This window comes from Streptomyces sp. NBC_00273 (genome assembly GCF_036178145.1).
In the GTDB taxonomy this organism is placed as follows: Bacteria; Actinomycetota; Actinomycetes; order Streptomycetales; family Streptomycetaceae; genus Streptomyces.
The window spans coordinates 1,805,569-1,818,969 of sequence record NZ_CP108067.1; the positions used below are offsets into that span (position 1 = coordinate 1,805,569).

Below are 13,401 nucleotides of genomic sequence, written 5' to 3' on the forward strand. Positions count from 1 at the left end.
CGGCCGCCCGCCCCCGCCCGTAAGCGGGCGGCCGCTTCCACCCGGTGCCGGCCCCGCCCCGCCACGCCGGGGCCGGCACCGGGCCTCACCTGCGGACCCGTCCGGGAGCACGCCGCTCCCCTGTGCAACGGCCCACGCACCACTGGGGAGAGTTGATGATCGACATCGCACCGCAGCAACTGCCCGTTCTGATCCGCTGGTTCCCCAGCGGCTCGCCCGGTCTCGGGGCACTCGCCGAGCACGTACTGACCACGGGCACCGGCCGCTGGTGGGCCGACCACCCCGACCGGCCCCGCGTCCTCGCCGTCACCTGCGCGGACCACGTGCTGATGCGCGGTGACCCCAGCGCGCTCGCTCCGGACGCCCTGGCCCGGTTCGCGAACCGGTACGTCGAGGCGCCGGCACGGTTCTGGCCCGCCCTCGGCGCCGCCTTCGAACGCGTCGTCCCCCGGGAACGGATGCTGTACGTCCACCAGCCCCAGGCTCCGGTGTCCCTCCCCCGTACGCCGCGCGGCGTGACCGTGCGGCGGCTGACGCCCGAGGACGTTCCGGCGCTGGCCGATCTGCATTCCGAGAACGCCTGGATTCACGCCAGTTGGGGTGGACCCGCAGGGCTCGCCGCCTCCGGTCACGCCTGGGCCGCCTTCGCCAAGGGGCGGATCCTCTCCGTCGCCTGCACCTACTTCCTCGGCAGCGCCTACGAGGACATCGGGGTCGTCACCGTGCCCGATCACCGCCGCGGGAGCCCCGCACTGGCCTGCGTCGCCGGGCTGACGGCCGACGTACGGGCACGCGGACGCGCGGCGAGCTGGTGCTGCTCGCGCGACGACCGGCCCAGCAGGCTCCTCGCCTGGACGGCCGGCTTCCGGCTGACCCGCGAATACCTTCACCACGCCACCGGCCGGGCCCTGGCGAGCAGGGCCCGGGCGAACCCGGCCCGCGTGTGAGACGGGCGTCGCCGACGGCTCAGTGGGTGCGCTGCGCGCTCAGGGCGTTCAGCAGGGCGGCCCCGCGTTCGGCGTCGTCCACGCTCACCGCGAACTCGTGCCCCCGCCGGGGGTGGATCACCAGGCACTCGCCGCTGCGGAGCATGACCGTCGTGCCCAACCCACTCAGCCGGTACCCCCAGCCCCCCACCTGGCCGGGGGTACGGCTTTCGGCACGTGCCGATTCGATGTCCTGGGCGGACCAGCGCCGCACCGGCCAGCCGAGCGGACCGAAGGCCACGCTCAAGCCCTTCTCGGTGACACGCGCCTGCACGGAAGCGCAACCGAGAACCGCCATGGAGACCACGGCGAACGGTGCGACGACCGACCACGGCACGTCCACCAGTCCGCTGACCGCGGCCAGCACGGCGGCCAGCGCGACCAGCCCGGCCAGGGCCCCGATCCAGTGGAGCCACGGATTCGTCGTACGGGAGAGCCACACGAACCTCTCGCCGGCCGGAATCTCCATGCTCGGACCGCTCACGACCACGCGCGACGTCGCAGCCCGACCCCGCCGGATCACCACCCACTCGACCAGCCCGGCCACGGCTGCCGCCGCGACCATCCCCACGACCCACGCGCTCACGGAATCGGCCTGCCGCCAGTCCGTGTGATCCAGGTTCGCCCTGACGATGGATACCTGCGCGCCGACGAGGAGCACGCCGCCGGACAACAGCCCGGCGGTCGCTCCCCCGCGCCACCGCCCGAGCACGACGATCAGCAGTACGAGGACCGCCCAGATCAAGGCCGGGAAGAACGCCGCTGCCCACAGGGGCATCGAGCCGTCCGGTCCGCCGGAGCCGGCACCCCAGTGAGTCGCCAGCCGCTCCGGCAGCCGGCCGCTCGCGGCCCACGGAAGTGCGATGAGAACGGCCGTGATCACTGCGGCCCAGACCGCAACACCCCACCGCACCCCGCGCTTGCGCTCCGTCCCCTCCGTCATCTCAGCCCCCTGATCATTTCTATGAGATCGGCCTTGCTGTAGCCCAGATGAGCCGCATCGCCAACCAGTTCGCGCACGCGGTCGAGCAGCACGGACCGCTGGTCCGCCCCCTCGGCCACGGTCACACCGCGCCCTCGCCGGAACTCCAGCAGCCCCTCGTCGCGCAGCGCGCGAAGGCCACGGAGGACCGTGTTGACGTTGACCCCCAGCACCTGGGAAAGGTCTCGCGCGGAGGGCAGCCGGTCGCCCGGACCGCACTCGCCCTCAGCGATGGCACGTCTGATCGCGCCCGCTACCTGCTCGTGCAGGGGGCGGTTGTCCGCGATGTGCAATCTCAACAGCATGGTGCTAATGACACTAGCACCATCAGCTTCGTGTGGAGAGGTCGGGCCCACCGCGGGACAGGCGGCCAGGCGCTTCACGGCTGATCGTGGCAGGGCTTGGCGCAGTGAAGCGGTCATCGTCCTGCCGGGATACGGCAACGACGTGGAGGAGCATCTGTGTCAGGCTGCGGGGCGTGGATTGGACATTCAAATGTCATGGCGGTGTCGCGGCTGCGCTGGGCGCCGCACTGTTGGTGCTGGTCGCACTCACCTGGCTGCCCGGGACGTTGCCGCTGACCGTGTCGGGGTGGCCGATGGCGGCGATCGCCGTGCTGCTCTTCCCTGTCTTCACATCCGCCCTGGTGCGCATGTTCCTGATGCGCGCGGACCGGCACTTGATATGGCTGGCGTTCAGGTGCCTTCCTCGCAAGGTGCAGACGGGGCTTGCGGCATTGGCCATATCGGGCGTGGGGATCACGGTCATCGGCACGGCGGCCGGGGAGGGGAACTTGCAGGCTGCCGAGGTGAAGGACGGCCGGTACTTCGCCTTCGACACCGCGCCGCTCGCGCGCGGCACGGTCGAGATCTCCCAGGGGCAGTACCAGGCCGTCCTGGAGAGCGATCAGCGCAGCATGCTCGCCATCCCCGGCTTGCTCTTCATCGGTGCTGCATATGTCGTCCTGACAGCCGGAGAGTTGCGCCGAGCGGACCGTGGCTCCACGCCATCGTGACGCGTACGAAACGGCTGGTACGTGCGGTACCGAGCAGCCGGTACGCACGGTCCGCCGACTCGGCCAGGCCGGCCTCCTCGCGTTCGGTGCGGTCCGGTTCGAAGGCGCTCCCGAAGTGGCGGACCACGTCGTCCAACGTGAAGCCCTGGGCAACAAGGGTGACCACCGCGACTGATGTCGTCAGTACGAGAGCAACACGAAGGCGAGGACGCCGACCGCGTTCGCTCCATCGGCGCAACGACCGTCAAGGTCCCACCTGGGAGTCGTTAGGGGTGCATCAGGGGTGCTTCGTTCGCGACCTCGCTGGTGTTCGCTGATGAGGTTGAGGACGTGCGGAGGAGTCGGGTGCGGGTGGGCACGGAGAATGTCGTCGGCGTCATCATTGCGGTCTGTTTGATCGGGTATCTGGTCCTGGCGCACCTCTTCCCCGAGAAGTTCTGAGCATGACGTTCACGGATGAGGCCGCCCTGCGAACTGGGGCCCCGCAGCCGGTCCTCAGGCCCGGGAAGCTCAAGGTCTTCCTGGGCGCGGCCCCCGGGGTCGGCAAGACGTACCGGATGCTCGACGAGGCGCACCGCAGGGCGGCCCGTGGTGCGGACGTGGTGGTCGGTTTCGTGGAGTGCCACCGCCGTCGGCACACCGAGGAGAGGCTCCGGGGTTTGGAGGTCCTCCCGCTGGCGGACCAGGACTACCGGGGCGGCCAGTACGCGGAGTTGGACCGGGTAGCGCTGCTGTCCAGGCGTCCGCAGGTGGTGCTGATCGACGAGCTCGCCCATACCAACGTCCCGGGCTGCGGCCGGCATCCGAAGCGCTGGCAGGACGTCGAGGACGTCCTCGCCGCCGGGATCGACGTCGTCACCACGCTCAACGTCCAGCACCTGGAGTCGCTGAGCGACGTCGTCGAGAAGATCACCGGGGTGCCGCAGTGCGAGACCGTGCCCGACGAGTTCGTGCGCCGCGCCGACGAGATCGAGCTGGTCGACATACCCCCGGAGGGACTTCGGCGCCGGATGGCCCACGGCAACGTCTATCCCCCGGAACGGATCGACGCCTCCCTCGCCCACTACTTCCGCCCCGGGAATCTCATCGCGCTGCGGGAGTTGGCCCTGCTGTGGCTGGCCGGGCGGGTGGACGAGACACTCCACACGTACCGCATCGAGCACGGCATCGGGGACGTCTGGGAGACGCGGGAACGGGTGGTGGTGGCGCTCACGGGCGGCCCCGAGGGCGAGACCCTGATCCGTCGCGCCGCCCGTATCGCCGGCCGGTCCGCCGGCGGCGAACTGCTCGCCGTGCACGTGGCACGCAGCGACGCGCTCGCCGCCGGGGTCTCGCAGGCGGCGCTCGCCGCGCAGCGGGCCCTGGTCGAGGACCTGGGCGGCAGCTACCACTCGGTCGTCGGCGACGAAGTACCGACCGCCCTGGTGGACTTCGCCGTGGCGGAGAACGCCACCCAGCTCGTCCTGGGTACGAGCCGGCGCCGCAGGCTGGAACGTTTCCTCACCGGCCGGGGAATCGGCGAGACCGTGGTGGCGCTGTCCGAGGACATCGACGTCCACATGGTCACGCACGAGCGGGCGGGTCACGGCCGGCTGCTGCCGTCCCGCCGCCGTACGCTCCCCACCACCCGGCTCGTCGCCGGACCCGTGGCCGGGGTGCTGCTCCCGGTGTTGCTCACCCTCGCCCTCGACCGGATGCGCGGCACGCTGAACCTGACCAGCGAAGCGCTGCTCTTCCTGGTGACCGTCGTCGGGGTGGCCTGCATCGGCGGGGTGGCCTCCGCCCTGATCGCGGCACTGACCGCCGCACTGCTCCTCAACTACTGGTTCATGCCGCCCATAGGCGAGTTCACCATGAGCGACCCGGACAGCGTGCTGGCGCTGGTGGTCTTCGCCGTCGTCGCCGCCACCGTGGCCGCCGCGGCGGACCGGTCCCTGCGCCTGTCCCGCCGCGCCGCCCGGGCCACTGCGGAGGCGGAGACGATGTCCTCCCTCGCCGGCAGCATCGTCCGCGGCGACCAGACGATCCCGGCGCTGCTCGAACGCACCAGGGAGACCTTCGGCATGGACACCGTCGACCTGGCTCCGGAAGCCCCGGACCCGGGTGCGGGAGCGGACGGCGGGCGCCGCATGCGGACGGAAGCGGATCCCTCCCTGGTGGTCGCCGCCGGTTCCAGGGCCTTCCTCGTCCTGCGCGGGCGTACGCTGCCCTCCTCCGAGCGCCGTGTCCTGGCCGCCTTCGCCGCGCACGTCGGGGCGGCGGTCGAGCGCGCCCGCCTGGCCGAGGCCGCCGCCGAAGTCGAGCCCATCAAAGCCGCCGACCGGTTGCGCACCGCCCTGCTGCGGGCCGTCAGCCACGACCTGCGGACCCCGCTGGCGGGGGCTCTTGCAGCGATCAGCTCGCTGCGCACGCCGGACGTGGACTTCTCCGCGGAGGACCGGGCGGAGCTGCTCGAATCCGCCGAGACGTCCCTGAACCGGCTGAACCGCTTGGTGGAGAACCTGCTCGATCTCAGCCGCCTGCAGGCCGGCGCCCTCACCCTCGAACTGCGGGCCACCGCCCTGGAGGAGGTCCTGCCGGCCGCTCTGGAGTCACTGGACCTGCCGTCCGCGGACGAGCCCGCCGTCGACGTACGGAACCTGGAGACGGTACCGGCCTTGCTGGCCGATCCACCCCTGCTGGAGCGGGTGCTGGCGAACCTGGTCGGCAACGCGGTCCGCCATGCCCCCGGAGACCGTCCGGTGCTGGTGACGGCGAGCGCCCTGGCCGGCCGGGTCGAAGTCAGGATCGCCGACCGGGGCCCCGGGATCGCCGCCGACGACCGCGAGCGGGCCTTCGAGCCCTTCCAACGCCTCGGCGACCGGGACAACACCTCCGGACTCGGCCTCGGCCTCGCCCTGGCCCGCGGACTCACCGAGGCGATGAACGGCACGCTCACCCCCGAGGACACCCCCGGTGGCGGCCTGACGATGGTCCTGTCCCTGCCCGTCGCTCCTCTCTGCTTCGCGCAGGTGGACGAGATCGAAGTCGGCGACGATGCTCTGTGAGCGACATCGACGTGGTCGCAGTAGCCGCACGGCGTACGTCCCGGCAGCCAAGAAGGCGGCGGGCTGCACCTCATGACCGTGGGCGCCGGCCCGCTCCGGCACGGCGGATCACCGAGAACCTTCGACGGAGGACACGGCCTGTGCGGTACGACGACGAACCGGTCTTCAAGCGCAGCAAGTGGGGAACGAACCGCTACTACTACAACCCCGCCAACCCCGTCGGGCTGGCCCTGATCGTCATCACGCTGCTCTTCGTCGGCACGATGATGATCCTCATGGCCAACCGGGCCGGACCGTTCGAGCCCGCGCCCGACCCCGCACCGTGGAGCCCGCCCTCGTACGAGTACGCGCGGCCATCACCTTCGAGCGGCCCACCGGGCCGTTGAACGCCGATGGGGTTCCCGCCCGGCGGGAACCCCATCAAGACGGCGTAGCCATCACGTCAGCCGCGCATCAGGTTCCGACTCCGGGGCCTCCACCAGGCCTAGCCTCGCTCTCATGGGACGACGTTTCACTCGGGCGGCGACCGGCGCACACGGCGCCGAAGCGGCGCTTCCCGGACCCTGCGCACACGACGTCCACTGGGCCGGCGAGAGGCGCTCGGCGATCGGTGTCGCATTCCTCCTGTTCACGGCCCTGTTCGCCGTGGACGCCGGTTTCGGAAGCCTCGACGTGACGCGCGGCGTCCTCTGGACCGGCCTGGCCGGCCTCCTCTTCGTCGTCTTGCTGCCGCCCCGGATCTCCGTACGCCCGGGACTGTTGAGCGTCCGCGGACTGCTGATGACGAACACGGTCCGTACCGACTCGCTCGCCTCGGTCCGCTGGTCCGACGGGGTGGCCCAGCGGATGGTCCTGCGGGACACGGAGGGGAGCCAGGTCGAGATCGACCCGACGGTCCTGGTCCGCAACCCGGCGATGTGGCACCTCCTCGACGCGGACGGCCGCTCGTCCCTCCGGCGCGGCACCCTGCTGCGCGGCGCGACCGCCCTGCGACGGCTGGCCCAGCGCATCGACCGCGAGACGGCCCACACGGTCTTCAAGGTCTCCGGCTTGCGGTGACCCGCGCCCACCTGATGCGCCGCCAGAGTGGTGAGCACATGGGTGAGGACGGCCCCAGGCGATCTCGCCGACGAGCCGAGCTCCGGATCCAAGCCCCGGGCCAGCCGGAGGCGTGCCGGGTCATACTGCTTTGCCCTTCCAGTTCGGCAGACGGCCCAGGGTAGCTGCGCGCAGCAGCCACTCCACAGGCCCGTAGCGGTGGCGGGCCAACCACCAGCGGCTGAAGAGGAGTTGGGCGGCGAACAGGGCGAGGGCGGTCAGGGTGACGAGGGCGGGGGCGACCCGGCCTACGAGGGCGGCGCCGAAGCCGGTGAACACGAAGGCCAGCACGAGCGACTGGGTGAGGTAGTTGGTCAGCGTCATGCGGCCGGCGGGGGCCAGGGCCGCCGCCAGCCGTGGGCCTCGGGGACCGGCCAGGGTCCGCAGGACGGTGGCGGCGTAGGCCGCCGCGAGGAGCGGTGCGGTCACCACGTCCACGGCCACCGCGACCAGTTGGTAGGCGGTCCCCGGATACACCTGGCTCGCGTGTGCCCAGACCAGGCCGCCCGCCACACCGATGGTGAAACCGGTCCACTGCAGGCGCCGTAGGACCGGCAGGTGGCGGGCGGGGTCGGTCAGCATCTTCCGCTTGCCGGCGGCCAGGCCGAGCAGGAACGCGGCGAAGGCGGCCGGGGCCTGGAAGAAGGCCAGCATGAACGCGACGTCGGGCAGCTGTCGCAGGTGGGCGGCGATCACCGAACCCGCGCCGCCGCGCAGTGCCTCGGTGGCCTGCCGGCCCTGCTCGGTGACTACGGCGGTGTCGATGCCCCCGCCGCCGGCGGCGGCGACCAGCGCGGCCAGCAATAGGTAGGCGACGGCGGTGGTGCTCAACAGGACGACGGCGGTGCGCACGGCGGTGCGCGGCCGGATCCGGTGCACGGCGAGCAGGACCAGGCCGAGCACGGCGTAGGTGGTGAGGATGTCGCCGGGGAAGAGGAAGACCGCATGGCACAGACCGAGGGCGAACAGGCCCGCGCAGCGCCGCAGGAAGCGCGGCAGGAAGGCCGCACCGGCGCGTTCAGCCGAGGCGATCTGGAGGGTGAAGCTGTAGCCGAAGAGGAAGGAGAAGAGCAGGTAGAACTTGGCCTCGAAGAAGACCTCCGTGACGAAGCGGACGGTGGTGTCGAGGGCGGATCCGAACGCGGGGTCGTCCACTCCGGTTCCCTGGTAGGCGGAGGCCATGAAGGTGATGTTGACGAGCAGGATGCCCCAGAGGGCGAAGCCCCGCAGGGCGTCGACGTCGGCGAGGCGCCGTGCGGCCGGAGCGGTCACCCCTCCGGGATTCTCTCCGGTGGCGGGACCGCTGGTGGGTCCGCTGGTGGGTCCGGCTGCGGGCTCGGCTGCGAGTTCGGTGGTAGGTCCTGTAGCGGGTCCCGTGGTCATCGCTTTGCGCCTTCCTCGTGGACGGAGGCCAGAAAGTCCTGCTGGTCGGTCAGGAAGCCTTCGGCGAACAAGGCCCTCGGTGCGAACACCGCGGTCGCGGTGAGGCGCAGCCGCGAGGCCTCGACGGCATGCTTGACCAGCCCGTGGGTGGCACCCGGGTAGTGGGCGACGTGCAGGGCGGACCCGGGCAGCAGCCGCTCGTAGGCGGCCTCGGTGTCGGCGGTGTCCACGTTCACGTCGTGTCCGGCGAGGACCAGCAGGACGGGCGTGCCGCGCAGAGCCGGCAGGTCGGCGGCGGCGTCGGCCGTGTGGTTCCTCGAGACGAACCGCCAGCGGGCGGGCGTCATGCCCTGTGGATCGCCGACGGCGCGTACGTACTCCTCGTACGGGGCTCCGCGCGCGAGCAGTTCCAGACCCGTCTCGCGGCGACGCAGCGCGGCGGCGATCTCGGTGTCGGCGGCGCCGTCGCGGCGCAGCTCGGCGAGGAGGTTGTAGCGGCCCTGCTGGTGCCAGTTGACGGCGGGCGAGACCGCGATCACGAACCGTATCCCGTGGTCCTTCGCCGCGATCTTCGGCAACACCCAGCCCGCCTGGCTGGCGCCCCACAGGCCGATCCGGTGTCCGTCGACGTCGGGGTGTTGCCGGGCCCATGCGATGGCGTCGACGGCCTCATCGGCCCGGTCGTCCATGGACTGGTCGAGCCAGTCGCCCGGTGAGCCGCCCACGCCCGGCTTGTTCCAGGACAGCGAGGCGTAGCCGGCGCGGGCGAAGGACTCCCAGATCGGCCGGTAGAAGGTGTCGTGGGTGGCGTCGACCGGGCCGTCGCCGTGGACGAAGACGACGAGGGGGAAGGGCCCCTTCCCCACTTCGGGCAGCGCCAGCACTCCGTCCAGGGTGCGTCCGCCGTGGCGTACCGTCACCGCTCGCTCGCGCAGGTCGTAGGTGTTCTGCCAGGCCGCTAATCCGCCCAGCGCCGCCGCGACGAGGGTCAGCGCGGCGAGCGTCGCGCCCGCGGCCCCCGCGATCCTCCGGCGTCTCGTGCGTACCGCTGTCATGGGTGGCATTCCGCCCCTCCTCCGAAAACTATCGCGCAAGAAACGCTCGTTTCAGATTCGACCGTACTATGTTCGTACGTAGAACGCGAGGAGGAATCGTGGACACACCAGTTGCCGTCCGGCGCGGCGTACCGCACGGGGCGCCGAGGAGCAGGTCGCAGCCCTGTACTGGGAGGCCTTCGGACGCAAGCTCGGGGCCGCCCTCAACCCGCCCGAGCACGGCCGGGCCTTCATCGCCCGCCACCTCCACCACGACCGCGCCGTGGTCGCGCTCGCCCCGGACGGGGACGGGGTGGTCGGTGTGGCCGGGTACCGGCTGGGCGGACGCGGCCTGACCGGCGGGGGTGTGCGCGACGTGCTGTCGGCTTACGGGCTCTTCCGCGGGCTGCCCCGGCTCGCCGTGCTGGCCCTGCTCGAACGCACCCCCGAGCCCGGGGAACTGGTCATGGACGGCATCGCCGTCGACCCGGCAGGGCGGGGCAGGGGCGTCGGCAGCCTGCTGCTCACGGAGATCGCGGCCGTCGCCGCCGAACACGGCTGCTCGCGCGTCCGCCTGGACGTCATCGACGTCAATCCGCGCGCCCGCGCCCTCTACGAACGCCACGGCTTCGACGCCGTGCGCACCGAACAGACGCCGTACCTGAAGGGCCTCATGGGCTTCGGCGCGGTGACCACGATGCATCGGCCCGTCCCCGCCCGCCCCGGCGGCGGCGCCCCCCGCAGCCCCGAGGAGCGGCGATGACCAGCGGACCCGTGACGGAACCGAGCGCCCTAGATCGGGACGGGGAGGCTGGTGCTCGCCCCGGTCCGTGGGGACGGCACGGTCGACGCCGGCGAGCTGTACGCCGCGGCCGGGGCCCTCGACACGACCGGCCAACAGGTCCGGCTCTGCCTCGAACGGCCCATCGCGGAGGGCGGGTTCACCCGGGAGGACCGCGGTCGCACGGCGCGCCCGTAACGCCCCGCTCGCCGCTCTCGCCGCTCTCGCCGCTCTCGCCTGGGCATGAACGCGTTCATCCCGACATGGTCTCGGTTGCGCACCGGTCGCTCGTCCCCACGACGGCGAAGTACCGTGTGCGCATGGCTTCAACAGGCCGAAGACGGGGGGCTCAACGATGACGAACGGGGTTCGGGCGCAGCAGCGGGAGCAGACGCGTCATACCTTGCTGCGGGAAAGCCGACGCCTCTTCTCGACCCTGGGTTACGCCTCTGTGGGTCTGTCGGAGATCGTCCGGGCCGCCGGGGTGACCAAGGGCGCCCTGTACCACCACTTCGACAGCAAGGCCGAGCTGTTCCGGGCCGTGCTGGAACAGGTGCAGCAAGAGGTCGCCGCGCACATCGCGGCGACGGCGGACGCCCAGGAAGAGGCTTGGGACCAGCTCACCTCCGGCTGCCAGGCATTCCTCAGCGCCTCCACCGACCCCGCGCTCCAGCGCATCATGCTCGTCGACGGGCCGGCGGTGCTCGGCTGGCGGGAGTGGAGGGCGATGAACGAGGCCACGTCCGGACGCCACCTGGCCCAGGCGCTCACCGTCCTGATCCACGAGGGCACCATCCCCGCGCAGCCGATCGCACCGCTCACGCATCTGCTGTCGGGGGCGATGAACGAGGCGGCGCTGTGGCTGGCGGCGTCGGAGGACTCCGCCGATCTCGCGGACACTCGGCAGGCGCTGGCACGGATGCTGGATGCGCTGCGTGCCAGGTGACCGCGGGCGCGCCCGTCGGGCGGCCGCGTCTTGGGCACGGCCCGGGCCGGGGGCCGGGCCGCACGAGAGGTCGGGCGGCCCGGCCGCGGCGCTGCGAGGCCCGGCCTACCGGGCGCGCCAAGCGCAGGTCCGGCAACCGCCCTGCCCGCGGCGTACGTTGTTGAGGGTGGGTGCGCCGACCTGGCCGCACCGCGAGCACCGGCACTTCCACGGGTCGCGCACCCGGCCCGGAAAGGGTTCCAGCGGCTCCATGCCGACCGCGCGCATGTCCGCCTCGGCGACGGCCGGGTCGACCGGGGCCCGTCCGGCACAGGCCTGGCAGCCGCCCCCGGCCCGTATCCTGAACAGCCGGGGATGGACGATGCGCCCGCAGGCCAGGTGGCGGCAGCGCCATCTGGCCCCGGCGCCAGGATAGGGCTCCAGTGGCTCGAAGCCCGCGCCGCGCATGTCCGCCTCGGCCCGCTCCCCGCCGGCGGCGAGTCGCCGCCTACCGGCGGCGGCCCGGCCGCACCGGCGGCACCCCGAGGTGACGCCGGAGCGCACCGAGCCGAAGGTGGGCGCAACCATGTGCGCGCTCTTCAGGCAGCGGCAGTTCCAGGCCGCACTCGACCCGGGATAGGGCTCCAGCGGTTCGAGTCCGGCGGCACGCATGATCGCGGCCGCCGTGTCGGGATCGATTCTTCTGGGCACGGCGCGACTTCCCCCTTCGGCGAGCGGTCCCAGCGGTCTCCGACTGGTCAGGTCGGCGCGACGACGTCGATCCGGACCCCGTTGGGATCCGTGACGACCAGGTGCCGCTGATCCGGGTGCCCCACCGCCCCGAGGGCGGCGAGCCGCTCCCACTCCGCTGCCCGGTCGTCCACCGCAAGGGTGAGCCGCACCACGCGCATCGGCCGTCGGAGCGCCTCGGGCAGTGCGGGATGGGCGTGGTCGACGAGAGCGAGCTCGTGGTGTCGCCGCCCGGGCCGGCTGAGGCCTGCGTACCACTGGGCCGTGTACGTGGCGGTGAAACCGAACAGTCTGTTGTAGAAGCTGCGGGATTCCCCCAGCCTCGAGGTGCAGATCACCGGACAGAAACTGGTCAGCATGGGGTGCCATCTCCGCTCACGTACCAACGGTATGCGAACTGAACCTAATGACATACCGCCGGCATGTCAACATGGCTCCCTTGCTCCAACGAGTCGGCGCCGCCCAGGACATGCCCATATGTCGACCAGTTCGGTTCACGCGGTCCGGGCGGCCCCGGCACCCCCGCGGGAACGGCCAGCGCCGCGGCGTGCGCGCCGTTCTGCGGACCGCAGGACAGGTTGACAACGGTCCGGCCCGCCGGCCACCCCGCTCCCCCGGCTCCGAGGTGGTCCCGGTCGCTCGTCCCGCTCCCGCGGACGTGGCCGCGCCCGCCGCAGTGCGCGCACCGGTCACGGCCGAACCGGAGCTCCCGGGGATGGATACCGAGCCGGTCGCCCGGCAACAGCCCTTCCCGCCACGGCGGTGCCTGCCGCACCGCCCACACCCGGGCTTCACCCCACGGGCGCACCGCCGATGCCATGCCCACCTGCTTCGATCCGGCGGACGTGACGCACGGGCGCATGTCTCGTTGATACGAAACGACCGTATGCCCGCCCCAGAACGGTGATGTGATGACGTCCTCTGCCGTAACCAGCTTCTATCCCGTGCTCTGCACCCAGCGGCTCAACGAATCCGTGGCCTTCTACACCACGCTGTTCGGATTCGAGACGACCTACACGAGTGACTGGTACGTCAGCCTGCGGCAGCCCGAGCCGCCGCACTACGAGCTCGCCCTGGTCGCCGCGGGGCACGAGACCGTGCCGGAGGCCTACCGTCGGCCGGCACAGGGCCTGCTCCTCAACTTCGAGGTGGCCGACGTCGACGCCGAGTACGCACGCCTCGTGACGGGCGCCGGCCTGAAGCCCGAACTCACCCTGCGCAGCGAGGCGTTCGGCCAGCGGCACTTCATCGTGGCCGCCCCCGACGGCGTACTGGTCGACGTCATCACCCCCATCGCCCCCACGGCCGCCTACGCCGCCGCCTACCAGGATCGGTCCGGCGCCGGGGTCTGACGGGTGCGGCCCGCGTCGCGAGACGCGGGCCGCACCGACCGCCGGCCT

Annotated in this window: 16 protein-coding genes; 10 read left to right on the forward strand and 6 right to left on the reverse strand. The window is 72.0% G+C overall.

The annotated features are described in order from the left end of the window. The first annotated feature begins 155 nt into the window (after positions 1 to 155). On the forward strand, positions 156 to 947 hold the full coding sequence (locus tag OG386_RS07740) for a GNAT family N-acetyltransferase (RefSeq protein ID WP_328787420.1): 792 nt from the start codon (positions 156 to 158) through the stop codon (positions 945 to 947). A gap of 19 nt (positions 948 to 966) precedes the next feature. On the opposite strand, the gene OG386_RS07745 is transcribed toward OG386_RS07740, so the two are convergent. Continuing rightward, the gene (locus OG386_RS07745; protein ID WP_328787421.1) at positions 967 to 1,929 is read right to left on the reverse strand and encodes a DUF1648 domain-containing protein; all 963 of its coding nucleotides are present in this window, start codon (positions 1,927 to 1,929) and stop codon (positions 967 to 969) included. Continuing rightward, positions 1,926 to 2,273: a GntR family transcriptional regulator gene (locus OG386_RS07750; protein WP_328787422.1), complete on the reverse strand. Its 348-nt coding sequence runs from the start codon at positions 2,271 to 2,273 to the stop codon at positions 1,926 to 1,928. Before OG386_RS07750 ends, OG386_RS07745 begins: the two co-directional genes overlap by 4 nt. A gap of 173 nt (positions 2,274 to 2,446) precedes the next feature. Here OG386_RS07750 and OG386_RS07755 point away from each other — a divergent pair, with 173 nt between their 5' ends. The 5 genes from OG386_RS07755 to OG386_RS07775 all read left to right on the forward strand — a co-directional run bounded on the left by OG386_RS07755 (position 2,447) and on the right by OG386_RS07775 (position 7,089). Continuing rightward, entirely contained in the window at positions 2,447 to 2,983 is a 537-nt protein-coding gene (locus OG386_RS07755) for a hypothetical protein (protein WP_328787423.1), read from the forward strand. A gap of 351 nt (positions 2,984 to 3,334) precedes the next feature. Further along, on the forward strand, positions 3,335 to 3,424 hold the full coding sequence (gene kdpF, locus OG386_RS07760) for a K(+)-transporting ATPase subunit F (protein WP_328787424.1): 90 nt from the start codon (positions 3,335 to 3,337) through the stop codon (positions 3,422 to 3,424). Positions 3,425 to 3,426: 2 nt separating this feature from the next. Next, entirely contained in the window at positions 3,427 to 6,030 is a 2,604-nt protein-coding gene (locus OG386_RS07765) for a sensor histidine kinase (RefSeq protein WP_328787425.1), read from the forward strand. A 140-nt stretch (positions 6,031 to 6,170) separates the two neighbouring features. Beyond that, the gene (locus tag OG386_RS07770; protein ID WP_328787426.1) at positions 6,171 to 6,416 is read left to right on the forward strand and encodes a hypothetical protein; all 246 of its coding nucleotides are present in this window, start codon (positions 6,171 to 6,173) and stop codon (positions 6,414 to 6,416) included. A 112-nt stretch (positions 6,417 to 6,528) separates the two neighbouring features. Continuing rightward, positions 6,529 to 7,089, forward strand: coding sequence for a hypothetical protein (locus tag OG386_RS07775; RefSeq protein ID WP_328787427.1), 561 nt, complete (start codon positions 6,529 to 6,531; stop codon positions 7,087 to 7,089). 120 nt (positions 7,090 to 7,209) lie between these two features. Here the strand turns inward: OG386_RS07775 and OG386_RS07780 are convergent, their stop codons facing one another. Both OG386_RS07780 and OG386_RS07785 read right to left on the reverse strand, forming a co-directional pair. Then, a complete protein-coding gene (locus OG386_RS07780; RefSeq protein WP_328787428.1) occupies positions 7,210 to 8,511 on the reverse strand; it encodes a DUF418 domain-containing protein in 1,302 nt (433 codons plus the stop codon). Next, positions 8,508 to 9,575: an alpha/beta hydrolase family protein gene (locus OG386_RS07785; protein ID WP_328787429.1), complete on the reverse strand. Its 1,068-nt coding sequence runs from the start codon at positions 9,573 to 9,575 to the stop codon at positions 8,508 to 8,510. The genes OG386_RS07780 and OG386_RS07785 overlap by 4 nt, the downstream gene beginning before the upstream one ends. Positions 9,576 to 9,729: 154 nt before the next feature. Here OG386_RS07785 and OG386_RS07790 point away from each other — a divergent pair, with 154 nt between their 5' ends. The 3 genes from OG386_RS07790 (at position 9,730) to OG386_RS07800 (ending at position 11,272) form a co-directional block, all read left to right on the forward strand. Beyond that, positions 9,730 to 10,308, forward strand: coding sequence for a GNAT family N-acetyltransferase (locus OG386_RS07790; RefSeq protein WP_328793191.1), 579 nt, complete (start codon positions 9,730 to 9,732; stop codon positions 10,306 to 10,308). A gap of 51 nt (positions 10,309 to 10,359) precedes the next feature. Beyond that, complete coding sequence (locus OG386_RS07795; protein WP_328787430.1) at positions 10,360 to 10,524, forward strand: hypothetical protein; 165 nt, start codon at positions 10,360 to 10,362, stop codon at positions 10,522 to 10,524. 157 nt (positions 10,525 to 10,681) lie between these two features. Further along, on the forward strand, positions 10,682 to 11,272 hold the full coding sequence (locus OG386_RS07800) for a TetR/AcrR family transcriptional regulator (protein WP_327381481.1): 591 nt from the start codon (positions 10,682 to 10,684) through the stop codon (positions 11,270 to 11,272). Between the two features lie 105 nt (positions 11,273 to 11,377). Here the strand turns inward: OG386_RS07800 and OG386_RS07805 are convergent, their stop codons facing one another. Both OG386_RS07805 and OG386_RS07810 read right to left on the reverse strand, forming a co-directional pair. Further along, positions 11,378 to 11,962 carry a hypothetical protein gene (locus OG386_RS07805; RefSeq protein WP_328787431.1) on the reverse strand — a complete coding sequence of 195 codons (585 nt, stop codon included), beginning with the start codon at positions 11,960 to 11,962 and terminating at the stop codon, positions 11,378 to 11,380. Positions 11,963 to 12,009: 47 nt separating this feature from the next. Next, complete coding sequence (locus tag OG386_RS07810) at positions 12,010 to 12,360, reverse strand: VOC family protein (RefSeq protein ID WP_328787432.1); 351 nt, start codon at positions 12,358 to 12,360, stop codon at positions 12,010 to 12,012. A 552-nt stretch (positions 12,361 to 12,912) separates the two neighbouring features. Here OG386_RS07810 and OG386_RS07815 point away from each other — a divergent pair. Beyond that, entirely contained in the window at positions 12,913 to 13,353 is a 441-nt protein-coding gene (locus tag OG386_RS07815; RefSeq protein ID WP_328787433.1) for a VOC family protein, read from the forward strand. Positions 13,354 to 13,401 lie beyond the last annotated feature (48 nt).

Coding starts and splice junctions, on each gene's coding strand:
- OG386_RS07740 (WP_328787420.1), top strand. CDS start 156: ATGATCGACATCGCACCGCAGCAACTGCCCGTTCTGATCCGCTGGTTC.
- OG386_RS07745 (WP_328787421.1), bottom strand. CDS start 1,929: ATGACGGAGGGGACGGAGCGCAAGCGCGGGGTGCGGTGGGGTGTTGCG.
- OG386_RS07750 (WP_328787422.1), bottom strand. CDS start 2,273: ATGCTGTTGAGATTGCACATCGCGGACAACCGCCCCCTGCACGAGCAG.
- OG386_RS07765 (WP_328787425.1), top strand. CDS start 3,427: ATGACGTTCACGGATGAGGCCGCCCTGCGAACTGGGGCCCCGCAGCCG.
- OG386_RS07775 (WP_328787427.1), top strand. CDS start 6,529: ATGGGACGACGTTTCACTCGGGCGGCGACCGGCGCACACGGCGCCGAA.
- OG386_RS07780 (WP_328787428.1), bottom strand. CDS start 8,511: ATGACCACGGGACCCGCTACAGGACCTACCACCGAACTCGCAGCCGAG.
- OG386_RS07785 (WP_328787429.1), bottom strand. CDS start 9,575: ATGCCACCCATGACAGCGGTACGCACGAGACGCCGGAGGATCGCGGGG.
- OG386_RS07800 (WP_327381481.1), top strand. CDS start 10,682: ATGACGAACGGGGTTCGGGCGCAGCAGCGGGAGCAGACGCGTCATACC.
- OG386_RS07810 (WP_328787432.1), bottom strand. CDS start 12,360: ATGCTGACCAGTTTCTGTCCGGTGATCTGCACCTCGAGGCTGGGGGAA.
- OG386_RS07815 (WP_328787433.1), top strand. CDS start 12,913: ATGACGTCCTCTGCCGTAACCAGCTTCTATCCCGTGCTCTGCACCCAG.